Source organism: Citrobacter sp. S-77 (assembly GCF_963864895.1).
GTDB lineage: Bacteria > Pseudomonadota > Gammaproteobacteria > Enterobacterales > Enterobacteriaceae > Citrobacter > Citrobacter murliniae.
In genome coordinates, this window is the sequence record NZ_CAWLWU010000002.1 from 722309 (window position 1) to 742206 (window position 19898).

Below are 19898 nucleotides of genomic sequence, written 5' to 3' on the forward strand. Positions count from 1 at the left end.
CTATGAATGAATTAATAAAGAAGTTTACTCAGCTATTGCCTTCATTCTCTTTCAGGCTGGAGGGTAATAAACGCTGGGCGTTACTGGCAGCTGCAGCTATTGCGGCTACTGCGATTATTGTGAGCATCCTGTGGAACGGGAATCACGGCTATGTCTCGCTGTATGGTCGGCAAGAAAATCTCCCAGTTTCACAAATAGTCACCGTGTTGGATGGCGAAAAGCTGGAATACCGTATTGATCCGCAAAGCGGCCAGATTCTGGTGCCGGAAAATGCGCTTTCTAAAACGCGGATGGCGCTTGCGGCCAAAGGCGTTCAGGCGATGTTGCCTGCTGGCTATGAACTGATGGACAAAGATGAAGTGCTGGGTGCCAGTCAGTTTGTGCAGAACATCCGCTATAAACGCAGTCTGGAAGGTGAACTGTCTCAGAGCATCATGACGTTGGATGCCGTAGAAAGCGCCCGTGTGCATCTGGCTTTGAACGAAGAGAGTTCGTTTGTCGTCAGCGACGAACCGAAAAACAGCGCCTCGGTCATTGTGCGTCTGCATTATGGTAGCAAACTGGATATAGACCAGGTGAATGCCATTGTGCATCTGGTGTCTGGCAGCGTTCCCAATCTGAATGCTTCAACGGTCAGCGTCGTCGATCAGGCCGGCAACCTATTGTCCGACGGTATTGGCGCAGGAGAAGCTGTTTCTGCAGCGACGCGCAAACGCGACCAGATCCTCAAGGATATTCAGGATAAAACTCGTGCCAGTATGGCAAATGTCCTCGACTCGCTGGTAGGAACAGGCAACTACCGGGTCAGCGTTATGCCGGATCTCGATCTCAGCAATATCGACGAGACGCAGGAACATTATGGCGACACGCCGAAGGTGAATCGCGAAGAAACCATTCTCGATAGCGATACAAATCAAATCGCGATGGGGATCCCTGGCTCGTTAAGCAACCGTCCGCCAGCGGCTGTAAACCAGACGGGAAATGGTGCCAATGCGAATACTGCAGAGGAACCGCGCCAACCAGAGGCGCTATCGAAGCATAGCGAAAACAAGCGTGACTATTCCTGGGACCGTAGCGTCGAGCATATTCAGCACCCCGGATTCGATATTAAGCGTCTGAATGTGGCTGTGGTCCTCAACCAGAGTGCTCCTGCGCTGAAAAACTGGAAACCGGAACAAACTGAACAACTGACAGCCCTGCTGAATAATGCTGCCGGGATTGATACAAAGCGTGGCGATAATCTTTCACTATCGTTGCTCAATTTTGTTCCACAGTCGATACCCGCTGAGCCGCAGATCCCGTTATGGAAAGATGACAATATTCGGGCCTGGGTACGCCTGATTGGTTGTGGCCTGCTGGCGCTATTGCTGCTGTTGTTTGTAATCCGTCCGCTAATGAAACGTCTGGCTGCCGATCGCCGGAGAACTGATGCACCTGAACTGGCGCTGAATGCGGGCTCTCCGGTAGCTATTCCTGCGGCAGAGCCGCATTTTGCGGCGACAGATGATGAACGTAAAAGTATTGAACTGCCTTCTTTCCCTGGTGACGACAGCCTGCCCTCGCAGAGTTCCGGGCTGGAAGTGAAGCTGGAGTTCCTGCAAAAACTGGCGATGAGTGATACCGATCGCGTAGCTGAAGTTCTCAGACAATGGATAACCAGTAATGAGCGAATTGACAACAAGTAACGGCAGTAACAACAGCTATCTGGAACAGGCCGCAATTTTATTGTTGTGCCTTGGAGAGGAAGCGGCGGCCACGGTGATGCAGAAACTCAGTCGCGAAGAGGTGGTTCGTCTGAGTGAAAATATGGCGCGTTTGTCTGGTGTGAAAACCAGCATGGCGAAAAGAGTGATCAATAACTTTTTTGATGAATTCCGCGAGCAGAGCGGCATCAATGGTGCATCACGTTCAATGCTGCAAGGTATTCTGAATAAAGCGTTGGGGACAGAAATCGCCAGTAGCGTCATAAACGGGATCTACGGTGATGAGATCCGTTCGCGAATGTCGCGTCTGCAGTGGGTTGAACCCCGCCAATTGGCGATATTGATCTCGGAAGAACACCTGCAATTGCAGGCCGTATTCCTGGCATTCCTGACACCGGAAATTTCCGCCACGGTGCTGTCTTATATGGGGGAGTCAGTCCAGAACGAGATCCTCTATCGGGTCGCGAAACTGAACGACGTAAACCGTGATGTCGTGGATGAACTGGATCGCCTGATTGAACGCGGGTTGTCTGTGTTGTCCGAACATGGCTCGAAAGTGAAAGGCATCAAGCAGGCGGCGGATATTGTTAACCGCTTCCAGGGCAACCAACAGTTGATCCTCGATCAACTCCGTGAACGCGATGAAGGTGTGCTGGAACAGTTGCAGGATGAAATGTACGACTTCTTTATTCTCAGTCGTCAGAGTGATGAGGTTCGCCGCCGTCTTCTCGATGAAGTTCCGATGGAAGACTGGGCGGTGGCGCTCAAAGGCACTGAGGTGCTGCTGCGTCGCTCTATTTATGCCGTGATGCCAAAACGTCAGGTTCAGCAGCTGGAGTCGATTACTTCGCGTCTGGGTCCGGTGCCTGTCAGTCGAATTGAACAAATCCGCCGTGAAATCATGGGAATTGCCCGCGAGCTGGAAGAAGCGGGTGAAATTCAGCTACAGCTGTTTGCTGAACAGACGGCGGAGTAAAACATGGCAATTGAAACCATTCGTGGACGTTACCGATTACACCGTTTTCCTCCTCGCCAGCGCCATCTGCAGACGGAGCAGCTAACACCGGGTATTACGCCAGCGGATTACCAGCGCCAGTTAATGGACGGTTTCCAGGAAGGGATGCAAAAAGGCTTTGAACAGGGAATGGCTGAGGGGCAGGAACAAGGTTTCCAGGAAGGGCATCAAAAAGGGAGCGAAGAGGGCCAGCGCCAGGGGTATACCGAAGGTAGTCTGGCGGGACAACAGGAAGGACGCAAACAGTTTATTCAGGCCGCGCAACCCCTGGACAACATCTCCGGCAAAGTGAACGATTTTCTCGCACACATTCAGCGCAAACAGCGTGAAGATTTGCTGCAACTGGTTGAAAAGGTGACCCGGCAGGTCATTCGCTGTGAACTGGCACTACAGCCAACTCAGCTATTGTCGCTGGTGGAAGAGGCGCTCTCTGCTTTCCCGACCATGCCTGAGTCGTTACAGGTGCTGCTGAGTAATGAAGAGTTTAATCGCATCAAAGATGCGGCACCGGAAAAGGTCAACGAATGGGGGCTGACACCGTCTCCGGATTTACAGGCGGGTGAGTGTCGGGTCATTACTGATAAATCTGAACTGGATATAGGCTGTGAACATCGACTCGACCAATGCATGACTGCATTAAAAGAGACGTTGAGCCCGGAGCCGCAGAATGAGTGATCTCTCGTTCTTCGATAATGCATTGCGTTCTATTGAAGCTATCCCGTTAGCCCGGATTGCGGGACGACTGGTACGAGTGAACGGTATTTTGTTGGAAAGCGTGGGGTGTCCGCTGATGACCGGCCAGCTTTGCCGCGTCGAAAGCGCCAACCATACGCTGATAGATGCCCAGGCGGTTGGCTTTAATCGGGATATCACCTACCTGATGCCCTTCAAACATCCCGTAGGGTTGATGGCGGGTGCGCGCGTGTTCCCTGAAGAAAAAGCTCAGGAGATCCTGATTAGCGAAAGCTGGTTGGGTCGGGTCGTCAACGGTTTGGGGGAACCGCTGGATGCTAAAGGGCGTCTGAACGGTAATGATGTTCTGCCGCCTCAGGCTCCTTCGATTAACCCACTCACGCGTCAGTCGGTTTGCCAGCCGCTTGATGTGGGTGTCAAAGCTATCAATGGGTTACTCACGATCGGCAAAGGCCAGCGTGTGGGGTTAATGGCCGGAAGCGGTGTCGGGAAGAGTGTACTGCTGGGAATGATCACTCGACAGACCAAAGCCGATATCGTCGTGGTTGGGTTGATCGGTGAGCGTGGTCGTGAAGTGAAAGAATTTATCGATCACTCACTGGGTGCGGAAGGCCTGGCAAAATCGATTATTGTGGCCGCGCCGGCGGATGAATCGCCGTTAATGCGTTTAAAAGCAACAGAGCTTTGCCACTCTATCGCCGCCTGGTTTCGTGACCGCGGGCACCACGTTTTACTGCTGGTGGATTCATTAACGCGCTATGCCATGGCACAGCGTGAAATTGCGCTCTCGCTGGGAGAGCCGCCAGCGACCAAAGGCTATCCTCCTTCTGCATTTGGCATGATCCCAAAACTGGTGGAGAGTGCGGGCAACAGTGAAAGTGAAGGATCAATGACCGCCATTTACACCGTGCTGGCGGAAGGTGACGATCAGCAGGATCCGATCGTTGATTGCGCTCGAGCGGTGCTGGACGGGCATATCGTTCTGACCCGTAAACTGGCGGAATCCGGCCATTATCCCGCGATTGATATCGGGCAGTCGATCAGCCGCTGCATGACACAGGTGACGAGCTATGAGCATCAACAGTCTGCCCGGCTACTCAAGCAAAATTATGCCACCTACATGGATATTAAGCCGCTGATCCCTTTAGGTGGATATGTGGCAGGCGCCGATCCTGGCGTAGATAAAGCCGTCAAAGTATTCCCCGCTATTGAGCGTTTTTTACGCCAGGAAGTCAGCGAGCCTGCTTCCCTCGAACTGGTGCAAAGCCGCTTGCAAACCCTTTTCCCGGTCGCAAAGAAAACAGAAGGTAAATAATGATGCGGCAGATTATTGATACGCTTGCGCAGTTACAGCGCCTGCGAGACAAATCGGTAAAAGACATGACGGTACAACTTGCTCAGCAGCAGCAGGTTTGTGCCGGATACGAAAATAATATCAAAGCATTGGGCTACCTCATTCAAAAAACCACCACCGGTGTCGACCTTCCTTCTGCTGAGTCGCTGAAAAATGTGACCGGATATAAAGGCACGCTACGTACGGTAATCGCCTGGCAGGAACAGGAGAAAACGCTGGCCAAAATTAAAGAATTGCGTATTCAGAAAAACCTGGTTTCTGCTGCCTGCGAAGAGAAAATTGTCTCCATAACACTGGATGAAAAGCGCTATGCGTTGAGCCATGAGGCGCTTGCCAAAGAACAAAAAACAGTCGATGAAATTGCCACACAGTGCTGGCTGCGACAGAAGATGTTGGGACAATAATTTATCATTACTAAAGTCGGAACATACGATTAGGAGTTATTTTTGCGTAATTTAAATATTTATATCTGGGGCAATGAGCAACATAATATTTATCATTTGATAGATTATGCAAAAAACGATAATGATAATACTGTTTCGCTTTTCTTTTTACGCAAGCCCCCTGCGGAATTAGCAAACAGGAAAAATGTTTATACATTTGATTTTCCTGACCGTATAACACCCGCATGGATTGATGGTATATATAATATCTTGAGAAAGATCAATGCTACTTCAGTAAGAATACACTCGGCTATTGAGTATTCAGAAAATATTAATTATCCACTGGTGAAAAAATTTCACCAGGATGTGCCATGTGGAATGCAATTATCATTGTTTTTGTATGAGGCCAGTTTCAATGATATTGCATACCGCCAACAATTAAATAATCTGTTGGGTAAAGGTTTGTGTTATCTTGATTATGCTGAAAAACTAAAACAAAAGACAGTTGATGACAATAATAACTGGCATGCAATATATAATTATCTTTTCAATTACATCGTTGATACACATTATTTTTTTAACAGGCTGTATCTAAATGCTGATAAATCACTGTTTTCAGCATCTCATTATCATTATGCTGACCACCTGAATGCTTATGCCGATGAAATACTATTAGCACAGTTAACTTCATTGTCAGGGGTTAAAAGTAATACTATTGCTTTAATTAAGAAAATATGTGAGCAGAAGAAAACTCTCTTCTTTATTGATGATGGTGCCGATTTTCCGTTGGGCGAAGAAGATAAAGATACTGTCCTGTTGCAAGGTGTACTGGAACAGGGCTTCGAATTCGTATTTCTAATTAATTATACGGGAAGTATCGACAGTAAATCTTACCCAACAGTAAATTTTATCCGCTTGCCAAATGCTATAACCCCGGAATTATTAACAATTGCGGGGGTATCCCCTGATGTTATTTATGGACTATGCTCACTCTCGATTTTTTCCTGTGACAGTGAAAAAGTAAAAAAAGTATACTTCCATGAGCATAAAAAAAATTCTGAAAATATCAGGTTAAGCCATTTTCTCCGTTCTCATTATAGCAAGAGTATTCCATTTTTATTTATCAACGAAACGCAAAAACGGTTAGAAAAAAATTACACTGAGAAACATATTTTTTATATTGGCGAGTCAATGGGTGATGCTCTTTTTGCTATTGGCAGCATGAATGCCCTTAGGCGTGAATTATCCGGGGCATTCATTTTACTGGCACCTAAAATTTATCATGAATTATTAGTATTATGCCCTTATGTTGATACTGTTTGGGATAGGGATAATTTAGATAAAACGATGAAGGAAGATATCTATATCTCTACCATCCTTGGTAAATATCACCAGCCATGTTCCGGGGCGCATATTTTTGCGTCACAACATCAAATCGACTCTATTCTAGATTGTTATAACAAGAAAAATATCAGCAATGCCCGAAAAGAAATTGTCTTGTCACTAGATGATATAGATAAGAAAAAAGTTGATGGCTTTATTGAGAGTAACAATCTCACCAGTAAAGTTGTACTGATTCATCCAAATGAAGGCGTTCCAAACAGAACGTGGCCAAAAGCTTCATGGGAAGCCTTAATAGAGTTGTTCCTGAATGATGGTTGGTCTGTTGTTTTGATTGGCGCTAATAATAATTTCTACACCCATAAAAAAACGGTAGAGATTGGTAGTAGCAGGGTATTCAATGCAATTGATAAATTTACTATGGGTGAAACTGTCTACTTGATGTCAAGATCGTCGCTGCTTGTTGCCTGTGACTCTGGGCCTGTTGCTTTAGCTGCGGCAACTGATATTGCTATCTGTGGGCTCTATTCTGTGGTTCCGGGTAAATACCGCTTGCCATATCGGCACGGTATCCTGGGCTGGAATGCACTGGCTATAAATTTGTCCTGCCAGTATGTCCATTGTGCAAAATATTACCCACTTGATACTCGTGGCACATTTGATGCGTGGTGCCCAAATAATAAGACTTACTCTTGTATTGAAAAGTATAAAGTGAACGATTTTTACCGAGAGATAAATCGATTTTTAGATTCAAAGAAATTTATCGATCAATTACCTGATTATATTTAGAGTATTCAATGAAAACGGTCAAGCTTTATATCGAGCCGGCATCACTTCCGCTGACTCAGCAACTTTTGAACTATATCAGAAGTTATAAGAATGATAATGTTGTTAATATCATTGCTTTTCAAAGACTTAAAGTTAATACAAATTACACCAATAAGAAAAATACTGTTTTTATTGATAATGTTAATATTGGTCTGAATGAAAAGTTAACCGCAATGGCTAACTTTATCAAAGGCGTACAACCTTCACGAGTTGAAGTCCATACGAATATACATCGTGAGCGAGACATTCTTTTTCCGATGATGAAGTTGCTTGCGCCATTTTTCTCGCTTGATAACATTAAGTTGCATCTTTATGATGATGGTTCAGGTTCATTAATTGAACGCGACGCTATTGAGTCGCTTGACTCAGTAGCTTTTGATCATCTGATGCAGCAGCGAAAAAAACAATTACTGGCAGTGCTGAAAGCAACAGAAAGTAAAGAGTATACCTGGAATATAATTGATAACTATATCTGGCACTATTTGGTTGATACTCAATATTACTTTATTAGTTCACGTAAAAAAAACCACACTAATGCATTTTATAATAAAATAGAACGGCACGTAATATATACTAATTTTAATCTCCAAAAAATTATTACGCCAGAAGAGCAACAACTGTTACTTAAACTGGTCAACTTCCCCATGGCGTTATATCACAAACTGGAACAGCTTAATAAGGATCCTAATGCCTTGATGTTTGTCACAAGTTATTGTCTGGATCCTGTGAAGGCGATGACTTATCACCAACGACTTATTGCATTAATCCAACAACTAAAAACTGATGGGAAAATTCCAGATTCTGCGAAAGTTATATTCAAAGGACATCCAGAGAATAAAAAACTAAATCATGAAATCAGTCAGGCGATAGGTAATGATGTCCTTTGTGTCCCTGATGAAATCCCAATTGAGTTTTTAAGCTCCTTTAATTTACTTCCGCATAATGTAGGCGGGGAGTTTAGCTCAACTTTTTTTTGCATGAAAGATATCAATGTTGAATTCGTTATTCTCAAAGGTAGTGAGGCTGAAATGGATAATAAAATATTTTGTGATATTGCCAATAAATATAACGCATTTGAGATGGATAAGGTTATATATTTGTGATTAGAGTGGGCGATATTTTAATGTAGCATTCTGTGACGTGGGGAGCACAGCGGTGCCCCCGAACAGAATACTATTCTGCGGAGAGTTGATACAGTCTGGTTTGATTGTTGAGCGGGAGTGTTCTACATATAAAAATCAGGATGGTTTAGATAAAATTATCTCTGCCAATATAAAATCTAATTCCTGATCTATATCGATAGAGTTTTCTCTTTTCATGATATAAGCAAATGTGTTTTGCTCATACAGATTAGTTAGATTACTGACGTATTTTCGATCGAAAATATAGATTGCGCCATTCAATCTCCAGGATGGTTCAAGTTCCTGCGAACGTTTGTTATCTTGAGTCTTAATAAATCCGGCCATTGATAAATCTATCGGGAGCGTATTACAAAATTGAATTGGATGCTCTGTCTGGCAAACAGAAACGATCGCTGATGCTTGTTTCGTATCATACATGTTCATCGCCTGCGCAATGTCATCTGCAGTACGTAAAGGTGATGTAGGCTGTAGTAACGTTACACATGACACTGTCCCCACATTTTGCTCAATCCAGTCGACAGCATGGCTGATGACCTCATTGGTAGAAGATGTGTCTGTTGAGAGTTCGCTGGGCCTTAAGAAAGGGACGCTGGCACCCGCGGCGCGTGCGATGTTGGCTATTTCTTCAGAATCCGTAGTCACTAATATGACATCAAACAAATTACTGGTTATCGCGGCTTCGATTGTCCAGACAATCAATGGTTTCCCTGCGAGTAATTTTATATTTTTACCGGGTAAGCGTTTACTGCCTGCTCTGGCGGGGATGATAGCTACATTCAGTGCTCTCATACTAATTCCTTGACGTCATGTTGTGCTTTATGGAAGTCGTCCATGCGTCCAATATCCAGCCAATATTCGTGTAATGGATACATGAGTACGTCATGAGATTCAGATATTTGCTGGTCAAGTAACGAAGGCATATCAATTCTTTCGTGTTTGGGAACCTGTAGAAATAATTCTGGGCTAATGACATAAATACCGGCATTAACGAAGTAGTGATGTACTGGCTTTTCTTTTATATCTACAATCCGATTTCCACTACTGTTGATAACTCCGTAAGGAATCTGGTATTCGTACTGTCGGACACACATTGTGGCTATAGGGTTGTTTTCCAGATGGAATTCAAGAAGACGTATAAAATCAGTATCTGTTAATACATCACCATTGATCATAATCAAGGGTAGTTTTTGTATGTTATCAGGTAACAGACCTAATGCACCGCCGGTACCCAGAGGACTATCTTCATGAACATACTGTATATTTGCCCCCCAGTCTGAACCATCGCCGAAATAGCTGATGATTTTTTCCGCCATGTAGTATGTGGATATATAAATGTTTTTAAACCCAGATTTAATAAATTGTGTCAACAATATTTCAAGGATAGGTTTATCTCCCACTTTTAGCATTGGCTTTGGACAATCATTAGTTAGCGGTCTTAGCCGTGTCCCTAACCCTCCGGCCATGATGAATACAGGATTCTCATATGCGGGGGTGGATATTTCTTTTTCCCAGGTTTCTAGTCCGAGAATTTTATTCTCAGCGTCTACTATGGGTAATGCCAGAATACTTTGCGCTTGCATTATTTTTCGACGCTGTTTATGAGAAGTATTACTGGATACGGTAATGGGTTGACGATTCATAATAGATGAAGTTTTTTCATGGAGCGATATGTCTTTTAATATCGCCCGGCGAATATCACCATCGGTAATTACGCCTAAAAGTTTATCATCTGTATCAACAACTAAACATATTCTAAGTGCACCGTCATTTATTACCGAGAGCGCATCTAATACGGAATGTTCTGACGACAGAACTATTTTTCCCCAGTTTTTTTTCATGTGGGATACCTTAAAGTGGGCGATGTCTAAAATGGTTTTGGTGTTGGGGGTGTACTATATATTTAGCCGTAACATCATTTGTTATGATTGTGCCTGCTCCAATAATAACATCATCTCCGATTTTTATATTTTGTATGACAGTTGATCCAGCACCTATGAAGGTCCTTTTCCCGGTGACTACTGCGCCACAGAGAACCGCTCCGGGGGCTATGTGGTTATGTGGACCAATAGTACAGTCATGTTCAATAACTGCGCGTGTATTGATAATGCAGTTTTCGCCGATATGAGCTCCTGCTTGAATTATTGTACCGGGGAGAATTTGAACACCAGCGTCCAATAAGGCGAATGGTGATACTATTGATTGCTCGGAAATGATATTTTTGAATTGATACCCTTGTTTCGTATAATCAGTATAAATGTTTTCTCTGAGCGCAGAGTGAGGCAGCATACCGATACCGTTAACTAATATAACCTCTTCAGGGCTATATTTTTTTATAAACGAATTGTCGTCAATTATGCTTATGCCATTGAATAAAGATCGTGTTTTTTGGACTCTACTGGTCACGATAAGATGCACGGTTTCGTTATTGTTGCACAGTATGTCGAACAAGACAGATGCGTGTCCACCAGCACCCAGCATAACTATTTTTTGTGATGATTTATTCAATGATAAGATCTCCGGAGTGATAGCTCTGAGTTGATCTTTTACCGATAACACTCCAATATAAATACGGTGACATACCGTTCCCCGGCCTCTTAATAACAACGTTTTCTTCGGTAAATTGCTCACCAGTATTAATATCTCTGGCAGCCACTAAGCTTTTCCTGACAATATCTTTATTTTTAATTTCAGAGGTGGTGGCTGCTTTAATTTTATGCCCCAGAGCCTGTTCAACCTGGCGAATAGCTTTGACCATTTCAGTTAATTCAGTGGGTTCGAGAGAGGCTTTGTGATCCGGACCTGTCATATTCTTGTCGAGGGTAAAATGTTTTTCAATGACGGTAGCTCTTCTGGCAACTGCGGCAACAGGGACAAATATTCCTTCGCTATGGTCCGAGTAACCTACGGGAAGATCGAATGCTGAATGTAATGTATCGATAACACGTAAATTAATTTCGTTTATCGGCGCCGGGTATTCTGTCGTACAATGAAGTAGGGTAACTTTTTGCTTTAGTGCTTTTTGGCCTGCACTTGAAATGTAAGCCTGTTCAAAGGCAGTTGCACATGGGACTGTATCTTCTGACGTGGTATAGCCGAAAGCGACCACTGCCAGCGCAGCCTCAATTTCAGCTAATGAAGCCATTCCTGTAGAGATAATAATGTCACAGCCAGTTCTGGCATACTCCAGGACTAATGGCGCATTTGTTAACTCGCCCGATGGTAATTTTAAGCGTTTTAACCCCAGTTCGCTTACAAGGAAATGGAGACTTTCAGAGTCGAATGCCGTAGAAAGAAACTCGATACCCAATGAATTGCAGTAATTAACCAGTGCATGATGTGTCTCCCAGGAGAGCTCAAGCCGGCTTAACATTTCGAGTTGTGATTCCCGCTTTTGCGTATTGACGATCTGATACGCTGCTTGCTGGGCATGCCCGGTAACAAGGTTTTTGGCTTTAAATGTCTGAAATTTTATAATATCTGCGCCTGCTTTATACGCAGCATCAACAAGTTCAAAAGCAAGCTTTTCATCGCCGTTATGATTAACACCGGCTTCAGCAATAATTAATGTCATATCAATTCACTTCAAATTATAAAATATTTTTTGCTGGCAAAATGGAGTTGTTCTAATCATTGCCAGGATTTTTTCACTGGCATTTCCTTTGCCATAGGGATTAACAATGGTTTCACCTGGAGATGTGTACGCATGATGAATAGCTTGTTTAATTGTTTGAGTAATCTCTTCTTTCGTGACAGCACTATTGAGTACGCTTTTGGCTGCTATTCGGCCTCGCTGTCGTTCACCAATATTTACTGTGGGTGTATTAAATGCAGGGGCTTCAATAATGCCACTGGAAGAATTCCCGATGACAACAGCCGCGTTTTTGACGGCGCTGAGATAACGATGTTGCCCAAGAGAAGGAATTGCCAAGATTCTCTCTCGATCTCTCTGAGCATATTTTTCTATCAGAGAAATAATTTTTCTGCCTCCATCGTCGGCATTAGGCCAGGTCAAAATAACCTGATATTCTGGAAATGCATCCAGCGCAGCTAATAATATGTTGAAGCTTTCTTCCGGCGGTTCATACCCTAATGTGACGGAGTGATAAGTCACAAGAAAGAAGGGACGCTGTAATGGGAAATTAAGTGAGCAAGCCAGTTCTTCTACTGTCAGAAACGTCCTTCTGTTGAGATGGTCAAGACCGACTGCCCCCACATTTACGACTCTGGACGGCTCTTCGCCTAACTGAATAACCCTACGGCGATGTTCTTCAGTCGATACGCCGTGAAGATAACTCAGTTTGGTGATGGCATGACGGATGGCATCATCGTACGCTCCTTCCGTTATTTCCCCGCCATGGAGGTGCATAACTGGAATACGCAGGAACATCGCCGTTTGCGCGGCGGCAAGTGCTTCAAATCTGTCGCCTAACAGCAGTAATACATCAGGTTGTAACCGTATTAAGGCATCAGAAAATCCCAAAATGCCTAACCCCACGCTTTTGGCTACCCCGACGGCCGAATCTGAGGAGAGCAGGATTTCGATTTTCTCATCAATCCTGAAACCATCTTGCTCTATTTGCTGCCAGGTCAGGCCAAATTCTGGTGAAAGGTGCATCCCGCTGACCAGTAACTGGAGCTGAAGATCGGGGGCATCCTGGATATCTTTCATCAGCCAATACAGCAACCCATATTCTGCACGCGTACCGGTAAAGACCGCGATTTTCATTTTCTTTGTGGTCATGATAATAAATGGGATGCAGAACTCGGTAAGTTTACCAGGCGCTCTTCAATATAGATTGATTGTTTTAATTCATCGCGCATAGCTTGCGCGAACATGGGTAATCGATGCATCAGTTTCCATACCGGACGAACCATAATCTTCGAATTATTCATTTGGGAAAGAAAAGCATCCTGCTCATCTTTATTCTCGCAGATAATAGAATTAAGCCAATAATTCGAACGCGCATATACAGGTTCCTCAACGAATTTAAACCGGGAACCGGCAAAAAAATCAGAATAATTTTTTGCGAGGATTCTCTTTTGTTGAAGAAAAACCTCCAGCATTTCTATTTGACCACAACCCAGAGCAGCATTGAGGTTGGGCATACGGTAATTGAATCCGGGCTCATCATGATAGAATTCATAGGGGTGAGGGACTTTTGCCGTCGTGGTAATATGTTTTGCCTTGATGCCAGCCTCGACAGAGTTACACAGCACCATACCGCCGCCACCAGTAGTGATGATTTTGTTTCCGTTGAAGCTTAAAATTCCATATTTGCCAAATGTCCCGGTATGGGCATTTTTATAAAACGAGCCCAGGCTTTCAGCGGCATCTTCAATTAATGTAATATGCCATTTGTTGCACACCGAGATAATCTCATCTATTTCTACAGGATGACCGAAAGTATGCATAGGGACTGCTGCCCGAATAACCTGGCGCGTTTTCTTGTGCATGCAAACGTTCTCAACAAGCTCTGCATTTTCTGCTAGCCAGTTCTCCATGGCAGTGGGGCAAAGTCCCAAACTGGTGCTGGAGATATCGATAAAAACAGGTTTTGCACCAAGGTGATAAAGCGCATTGCAGGTCGCAACAAAAGTCAGTGCCTGGGTGATGACAAGATCATCCGGCTTCACACCTGCAAGATAGAGGGCAGTACTGAGCGCTGTCGTACCATTTACTGTTGCGACGGCGCGTGAAGCTCCCGTAACGTTTTGTATTTTACTCTCAAAATCATCAACATATTTACCAACGCTGGAGACGAAAGTATTGGTCAGTGTATCAAGGACATAGCGTTTTTCATTGCCATCAAAAGATGGTGCATGTAATGGAATGAAATCGTTGGATCTATATATATCACGGATGAATTCGACAACGGATAGGGTATTCATACAGCGCACCTTTATTACATTTTACTATCAAGGTATTTCCCGGTTTCTTTATGTTTAAAATCAGGGAGCATTGTCATAAATAATTTAATGATATCTTCTTTGTTCCAGTGAAGAGTGCTACGCAATTTGTGAATTTGATATTCAAAGTGCTGTAATAATTCATGGTTGTAATTTAACTCATTTTTAATGATGCCAATTTTCAAAAAATGAGTCAGATCTATTTTTTCATTCGCTGTATAAAATTCCTCAAAATCTTTTTCACCGGTGGTGTCGCTGGAAGTAAACAGACATGGCCACTTTCCCTTTATCGGCAGGGAGTTAGCCAGTGTGCGGGCTTCATCTTCGGACTCGCACAGCCAGGGTGTATATCCTTGCTGTTCCAGATAACGCACAGCAATATCTGAAAATGATATCAAATGTTGTTCTTCATCCAGTTTTGGGAAAAAAATATCCCGATTTTCTCCGAAAATGCAAGACAGTAGACAAAGTTCACCTGATTCTTGCGGAGTCACGAAATAACGTTTTATATCATTAGGCGCTACAATAGGTTGGCGTTTGTTTATTCTTTGCTGAAAGCCATGTAACAGCGAGCCGTCAGAAAATGCGACGTTGGCAAAACGGGCTGTTGAGATCTCGATATGTTCACTTTGGCGCATCAAAAACATTTCCATTATGCGTTTCGAAGCCCCCATCATATTGACTGGATTGGCTGCCTTATCTGTAGAAACGCAGAAGAATTTTTTCGCTTTCGCTGCGATAGCATGTTGAATTGTTTTTTGCGTATTAAGTATATTTACTTCAACCATACGCATCAAAGTGAAGGGATCTTTCTCACTGCGGACATGTTTGAGTGCCGAAAGGTTGAGAATGTAATCATATTCACCATCCGCGTTGATAAAAGCATGATATTCGAGAGATCCAATATCCAGCGCAAATGTCTGAAAATCACCCTTGATATAGCCATATGAGCTTCTGATATCGCGAACCAGTTCGACCATGTTATTTTCGCTGATATCGACGACGTGTAATTTTCTTGGCTGACGTTTTATGATCTCTTTGACTACAGCCTGACCGATAGAACCCGCGCCACCGAGAACGAGAAAACTGGAGCCAGATATTATTTGTTGTAGTTCATTTTGACGTGCGCTGATGTCATCAGAAAATATGTTATATTCTCTGCCTATTAATTGTGAAACAGTAGTCATTGTAAACCTGCAGATCGAAAATAATTTGTTGTAATGTATCGATTAATTTAGAACGATGCCAAAGAGTAACAAGATGTATGCCGCAAAAAATGGTTGGCACGCTTTTATTAATTTCAGGCACGCTACCGCCCTGATTTTACAGTGTTCTAATTCTGTAAAACCTGGGGGTGTTTGAATTTTTTTGCCAGTTTTACTGGCAATCTATCTTGCAAATATGAATCTATTTTTCTGTGAGCAATATGTTTTTAGAGAACAGCTTTTCTTGCAGACTCGCTAATAATAAATTCTCTTTTATTGTTTCACTCTGTGTTATCGCTTCAACGATAGCTGATGCCGCTCTTTCCCCTGCGTTGCCATCCATAAAAGCATCGCAATACTGATGGCGAATATTGTCGACTGCTATTTGTTGTGCCGACCAGTCGTAAACATTGGAAAGAAATAGTCTTAATTCATTCATATCATTGGCAACAGGTGCTATTTTATGAATGTCTGTTGCCATATTTCGGTTATCTGTTGGCTTTTCTGCCCCAGACTCATCAAGCCGAATAACACGTTTATTGAGATGGAAAGCATCAAATACATATTCATCACTGTCAGTGAGAATATAGTCAGCCAGTTCTAATGCTGGAAGAATATGATCATGTGCAGCAATCTGCTTTTTAAAGCAGCGATTACAGAGAGCCAGCCATTTTTCTCCATCACTTCCATAAGGAACTCTGTGTTGGGTCAGTAACAAGAGGTTGTAGTCATGTCCCAGACGCGACAGCTTTTCCGCCCAGTGAGGAACTGAACTGGATGCACCATATGCTGGTGCATACAAAATTGTCATTTTTTTAGGATCGAGTTTAAGTGCTGACGGTAGAGTGGCTGTTTCACTTTTCGTATGCCAGTCATCAAAGCGTGGATTGCCTACGATTTTGGCGCTGCCATTAATATCCAACGCGCGTTGACTGTAAGATGCATAACAAAGTATCTGCTGGTAAAACGTGTTCCACCATGCATGGTTCCATTGTGCGTTTGCGAGCCCATGAATGGCGCGAATATGTATGCCGGCCAGACCATCCAGCTCTGCAATATAGTAAGGGCTTACCAGACATTTATAGCGCTGTCCTTGCGCCAGAACGTGGGAGAGCAAATTTCCGCCAAGATCTGAATGGCTGATGGTTTTAAGTAAATTCAGCATCTCGTCTCGCAGCGGTTTTGCTACGCGATCGTTAACTAACAACGCACAGCGCTGTCCTTGTGACTGAAGCGAAGCAATAATGGGGCGATAAATTTGGTAGTGGAAGGCTGTTTCCATAAAGAAACCGATCGTTTCGCCTACGTTATTGGCGAGTGTTTGGTTTTTCTTATTCGTGTCAGCTGGCATTTGATTGATTTTATTGAAATAAAAACCAATATTGTCAGTTTCTTTATTCTCAATATCGCTGTAACCTGCACGTTGATAGCTAATGCTTGGATAACAGGCCAGCCATTTTCCTTCACGCAGTAACGACTGCCATTGCTCCTCAGGCGCGTCTGAGCGGTCGCGTTCCATTTGCTGAGCCAGTTCGTTGTAATAATGGCTATTCACCAGATAGGCGCAAACTTTATTGCAGTCACGTGCATGGATTATACCGCTGAGACTTTTAAGGACATTCCCACGCTTAATTTCCCCGCCAAGTAGGATCACTTCCCACGGTAATTTTGGCAGGGCTGCGAGTAGGGTATTTAGCACCTGGATGTGTTTTTCCTGCTTCAGGATGACGGTGTCATCTTCCAGCAACAGATAGTTTTTCCAGCCTTGCTGCTGCGCCAGTTTAAGCGCCTGTAAATGGGACTGGCGGCGACCCCATTGACCATTTTTTTCATCACATGCCGTCAGGCGGGTTATTTTACTGGCTGGAAAATTCAGTTGCGCCAGCTCCTGCTGAATAAGCGCCAGACGATCCGGACGTTTATCTAAATTGACGATCACCGCCTGATCAATACCGCTCCATTGGATAGGTTGATTATGCGTTGCGTTATGCAGACTCAAATACCATGTTTTGAGCATGGGGTCGGGAATGTACTCGTCAAGGCTGGCCCCTGTGGACTGGCTGGAGCCCAGGACAAAGTCTTTGTCAAAGGTATTCTGGCTGTGTGAGACGCAAAGGATGGTGCGTTCCCCGGGCAATTGCAGTGGATTCGCCGTAAATTTATTGGTAAATCCTTCCTCTTCGCCTAAGTTACATGCGTCATCATAACGGTGCTTTTTCAAATAATTACGGTGATAGCAAAAGGTGCCGTTGAGAATATTTTGCGGGCCGAAGCTGCGGGTTTTGAAAATCCGATTTATGTGGCTGTACCAGATTGGGATCTGGTCCGAGCCGGATATTAATGCCCGGTGACGTTGCATCATCGCAATGGTGTAAGAGATCTTATCTGCCGGATAATAATCATCGTCATCCATGCAGAGAATATATTCACCTTTTGCCAGCGCGTTGAGCATATTACGCTTTTTCCCCAGATCCAGTTTTTCCGGGTGGTGGATATAGCGAATATTGTATTTTTCAGGATGCCCTTGTGTGAGTTGCTCAATAATCGATAAATGGTTTTGCGCTGAATCATCAAGGATAACCAGTTCTCTGCGGTCCGCGGGGTAGTCCTGGTAGCGATACATGTAAAGTAAATACGGTAGAAAAGCGGCACGATTCCAGGTTGGGGTCACGACGCTAACAAACGGTTTTTCACGACCAGTTTCTAACGTTTTAACGATGTCAGGCAGCGTGGTGCGAGTTTTAGCGGTATTGGGCATGATGGTTTGCATTTCGCGGATCGAAAAAGGACCGGGATTTCGCCCGGCCAACAGGCACTAACAAAAAAGCAGTGAGAATGCTGAGAGCAAGTGATCAGCTGGCAACTGATTGGCTAATTGCTGACGTGCGAATACGGCATCTTCACTAAGTCGCCAGCGTTCATACAGGGCGAACAGCGCGAAAATATCGTCGTCCGTCAATGCTGAACTGTCGAGCGTCCAAAGGCTGAACAAAGTACGAAGCAGGTAGAAATCGGTCACCAGTTCGAAATAACGCTGGCTGACGTCTTCGCTGTCATGTTGCGGAAATACATCGTGATACAGTCGGTAAATCAGATAGTTATTCAAAATCCACGGAGCCTGTGCAAAGCACTGCTCATAGGTTTTCTGCCACTGACCCTGTAATTGCTGTTGCAACAGCGCTTCACTGTTGGCGTCCTGCAGCATGAGTAAGCTGACCTGTAAAGGGAGACTGATTTTGCGGGAGCTGTCCGGCAGTATTTGCCAGTCAAAGTCGAATCCTCCCATGCGAGTCAGTAACTGGCACTGAAGTGCAAGTACGGCAGGCAACTGAGCAAACTGTTCCTGTAATTTTCCATCCTCAGCATGTCCTGCCAGAGCCTGCGGCAAAGAGGCGAGTTGACGTAAGACATCAGGAGTGTCGCCGGGCAATTTCTCCGAGTAAGAAAGTATAATTCCCAGCGCGTAGAGCCTCAGCTCTGGCGGTAATCCTGCCAGGGTTACGGTATCCAGCGCGGCCTGATTCAGTACCTGGTCACGCGGAGAGAGTGCGCGGCTTTCCGGTTCTCTGTCGCAACAGGAAACATGTAAAGTAAAAGCATGGGGTTCGCCCAGCGCTGCTTTGCTGCTGGCAATGTCTGTCAGTAGCAGGCTGTGTCGAATTTCATTTTTGCGCACTATTCTGGTGTGCAAAGGAGAATCTGGATTGTGGGATAAAAACGACCGGACAAAGTCAGGTTCGTAACTTTCAATCTTACTCATAACGTGTTCTCAGTAACCCCAATAGACAAATCTGGCTAACGTAATGCAAATTGCATGCCTGAATTTTATATGGGTAAATATCAACGAGTTATTTGCACAGAGGAAAAAAGACTTCCGCGAAACGGAAGGCGGAACACGTTAACGGTGGTAAATAAAATCTGCTTCAGTACCTAAAAATGACTGAATAAATTCATATTGTCGGATCAGCAGTTCGCCGTTTTTTTCATTGTAGGTTTTGCAGCGTTCTGCTTTCTGCTCAAGATTTTGCCACCAGCTGTGCGCGGCGCTTTTTTGTGGTACAGGTAACCAGTTGAAAACCTGCTCCAGCCCCGCGCGATTGACGCTTACCCCCAGCTGTTGCAGGATTGAGCGGCGTTGCTGACTGCTGTTTTTCAGCCGTTCATAGTGCTGTTGAATGGTGTCATTGACGGTCAATAACTCTTCACTGGCGCGACGAATCATGCACAGACGCTGCTGTTCAAGCTGGGCCCGAAGTGTGTCATACAGCATTTCATCTTCACGAATGCCCTGAAGCAGGGTTTTGACCTGCTGTAGCCTGGTGCTCAC

General features: G+C 44.4%; 17 protein-coding genes. 7 read left to right on the forward strand and 10 right to left on the reverse strand.

What is annotated here, in order from left to right; genetic code table 11:
• Positions 1–2: 2 nt before the first annotated feature.
• Genes fliF through AACS05_RS04065 form a run of 7 tightly spaced genes read left to right on the forward strand, consistent with a single transcriptional unit; the run spans position 3 to position 8420 of the window.
• The gene (gene fliF, locus AACS05_RS04035) at positions 3–1685 is read left to right on the forward strand and encodes a flagellar basal-body MS-ring/collar protein FliF (RefSeq protein ID WP_045440123.1); all 1683 of its coding nucleotides are present in this window, start codon (positions 3–5) and stop codon (positions 1683–1685) included.
• Complete coding sequence (locus AACS05_RS04040; protein WP_045440125.1) at positions 1663–2679, forward strand: flagellar motor switch protein FliG; 1017 nt, start codon at positions 1663–1665, stop codon at positions 2677–2679. The genes fliF and AACS05_RS04040 overlap by 23 nt, the downstream gene beginning before the upstream one ends.
• Positions 2680–2682: 3 nt before the next feature.
• Positions 2683–3393, forward strand: a complete 711-nt coding sequence (gene fliH / locus AACS05_RS04045; RefSeq protein ID WP_045440128.1) for a flagellar assembly protein FliH — start codon at positions 2683–2685, stop codon at positions 3391–3393.
• On the forward strand, positions 3386–4726 hold the full coding sequence (gene fliI / locus AACS05_RS04050) for a flagellar protein export ATPase FliI (protein WP_045440130.1): 1341 nt from the start codon (positions 3386–3388) through the stop codon (positions 4724–4726). Before fliH ends, fliI begins: the two co-directional genes overlap by 8 nt.
• Before the next feature lie 2 nt (positions 4727–4728).
• On the forward strand, positions 4729–5169 hold the full coding sequence (gene fliJ / locus AACS05_RS04055) for a flagellar export protein FliJ (protein ID WP_045449451.1): 441 nt from the start codon (positions 4729–4731) through the stop codon (positions 5167–5169).
• A gap of 42 nt (positions 5170–5211) precedes the next feature.
• Positions 5212–7278 carry a glycosyltransferase family 9 protein gene (locus AACS05_RS04060; RefSeq protein ID WP_052369268.1) on the forward strand — a complete coding sequence of 689 codons (2067 nt, stop codon included), beginning with the start codon at positions 5212–5214 and terminating at the stop codon, positions 7276–7278.
• A gap of 8 nt (positions 7279–7286) precedes the next feature.
• Positions 7287–8420, forward strand: a complete 1134-nt coding sequence (locus AACS05_RS04065; protein ID WP_045440134.1) for a hypothetical protein — start codon at positions 7287–7289, stop codon at positions 8418–8420.
• Between the two features lie 135 nt (positions 8421–8555).
• Here the strand turns inward: AACS05_RS04065 and AACS05_RS04070 are convergent, their stop codons facing one another.
• From AACS05_RS04070 to flgN, 10 genes are all read right to left on the reverse strand, one after another.
• A complete protein-coding gene (locus AACS05_RS04070; protein ID WP_045440139.1) occupies positions 8556–9248 on the reverse strand; it encodes an acylneuraminate cytidylyltransferase family protein in 693 nt (230 codons plus the stop codon).
• Entirely contained in the window at positions 9245–10297 is a 1053-nt protein-coding gene (locus AACS05_RS04075) for a nucleotidyltransferase family protein (protein WP_045440142.1), read from the reverse strand. Before AACS05_RS04075 ends, AACS05_RS04070 begins: the two co-directional genes overlap by 4 nt.
• A gap of 10 nt (positions 10298–10307) precedes the next feature.
• Positions 10308–10964, reverse strand: a complete 657-nt coding sequence (locus tag AACS05_RS04080) for an acetyltransferase (RefSeq protein ID WP_052369269.1) — start codon at positions 10962–10964, stop codon at positions 10308–10310.
• On the reverse strand, positions 10957–12030 hold the full coding sequence (gene neuB, locus AACS05_RS04085; protein ID WP_045440145.1) for an N-acetylneuraminate synthase: 1074 nt from the start codon (positions 12028–12030) through the stop codon (positions 10957–10959). Before neuB ends, AACS05_RS04080 begins: the two co-directional genes overlap by 8 nt.
• 6 nt (positions 12031–12036) lie before the next feature.
• Positions 12037–13185 (reverse strand): UDP-N-acetylglucosamine 2-epimerase, encoded by a 1149-nt coding sequence (gene neuC / locus AACS05_RS04090; RefSeq protein ID WP_223306974.1) that lies wholly within the window; start codon positions 13183–13185, stop codon positions 12037–12039.
• An 11-nt stretch (positions 13186–13196) separates the two neighbouring features.
• Positions 13197–14348: a LegC family aminotransferase gene (locus AACS05_RS04095; protein ID WP_045440154.1), complete on the reverse strand. Its 1152-nt coding sequence runs from the start codon at positions 14346–14348 to the stop codon at positions 13197–13199.
• Between the two features lie 14 nt (positions 14349–14362).
• The gene (locus AACS05_RS04100; protein ID WP_045440156.1) at positions 14363–15553 is read right to left on the reverse strand and encodes a UDP-N-acetylglucosamine 4,6-dehydratase; all 1191 of its coding nucleotides are present in this window, start codon (positions 15551–15553) and stop codon (positions 14363–14365) included.
• Positions 15554–15773: 220 nt separating this feature from the next.
• Positions 15774–18329, reverse strand: a complete 2556-nt coding sequence (locus tag AACS05_RS04105; protein WP_045440158.1) for a glycosyltransferase family 2 protein — start codon at positions 18327–18329, stop codon at positions 15774–15776.
• A 57-nt stretch (positions 18330–18386) separates the two neighbouring features.
• Positions 18387–19331, reverse strand: coding sequence for a hypothetical protein (locus AACS05_RS04110; RefSeq protein ID WP_045440161.1), 945 nt, complete (start codon positions 19329–19331; stop codon positions 18387–18389).
• A 138-nt stretch (positions 19332–19469) separates the two neighbouring features.
• Positions 19470–19898, reverse strand: a complete 429-nt coding sequence (gene flgN, locus AACS05_RS04115) for a flagellar protein FlgN (RefSeq protein WP_045440164.1) — start codon at positions 19896–19898, stop codon at positions 19470–19472.

Bases quoted from the DNA above. Each gene is read 5' to 3' on its own strand.
- AACS05_RS04070 (WP_045440139.1), bottom strand. From the start codon at position 9,248: ATGAGAGCACTGAATGTAGCTATCATCCCCGCCAGAGCAGGCAGTAAA.
- AACS05_RS04100 (WP_045440156.1), bottom strand. From the start codon at position 15,553: ATGACTACTGTTTCACAATTAATAGGCAGAGAATATAACATATTTTCT.
- AACS05_RS04105 (WP_045440158.1), bottom strand. From the start codon at position 18,329: ATGCCCAATACCGCTAAAACTCGCACCACGCTGCCTGACATCGTTAAA.
- fliI (WP_045440130.1), top strand. From the start codon at position 3,386: ATGAGTGATCTCTCGTTCTTCGATAATGCATTGCGTTCTATTGAAGCT.
- fliJ (WP_045449451.1), top strand. From the start codon at position 4,729: ATGCGGCAGATTATTGATACGCTTGCGCAGTTACAGCGCCTGCGAGAC.
- AACS05_RS04095 (WP_045440154.1), bottom strand. From the start codon at position 14,348: ATGAATACCCTATCCGTTGTCGAATTCATCCGTGATATATATAGATCC.
- fliF (WP_045440123.1), top strand. From the start codon at position 3: ATGAATGAATTAATAAAGAAGTTTACTCAGCTATTGCCTTCATTCTCT.
- AACS05_RS04040 (WP_045440125.1), top strand. From the start codon at position 1,663: ATGAGCGAATTGACAACAAGTAACGGCAGTAACAACAGCTATCTGGAA.
- AACS05_RS04075 (WP_045440142.1), bottom strand. From the start codon at position 10,297: ATGAAAAAAAACTGGGGAAAAATAGTTCTGTCGTCAGAACATTCCGTA.
- neuB (WP_045440145.1), bottom strand. From the start codon at position 12,030: ATGACATTAATTATTGCTGAAGCCGGTGTTAATCATAACGGCGATGAA.
- fliH (WP_045440128.1), top strand. From the start codon at position 2,683: ATGGCAATTGAAACCATTCGTGGACGTTACCGATTACACCGTTTTCCT.
- AACS05_RS04110 (WP_045440161.1), bottom strand. From the start codon at position 19,331: ATGAGTAAGATTGAAAGTTACGAACCTGACTTTGTCCGGTCGTTTTTA.
- neuC (WP_223306974.1), bottom strand. From the start codon at position 13,185: ATGAAAATCGCGGTCTTTACCGGTACGCGTGCAGAATATGGGTTGCTG.
- AACS05_RS04065 (WP_045440134.1), top strand. From the start codon at position 7,287: ATGAAAACGGTCAAGCTTTATATCGAGCCGGCATCACTTCCGCTGACT.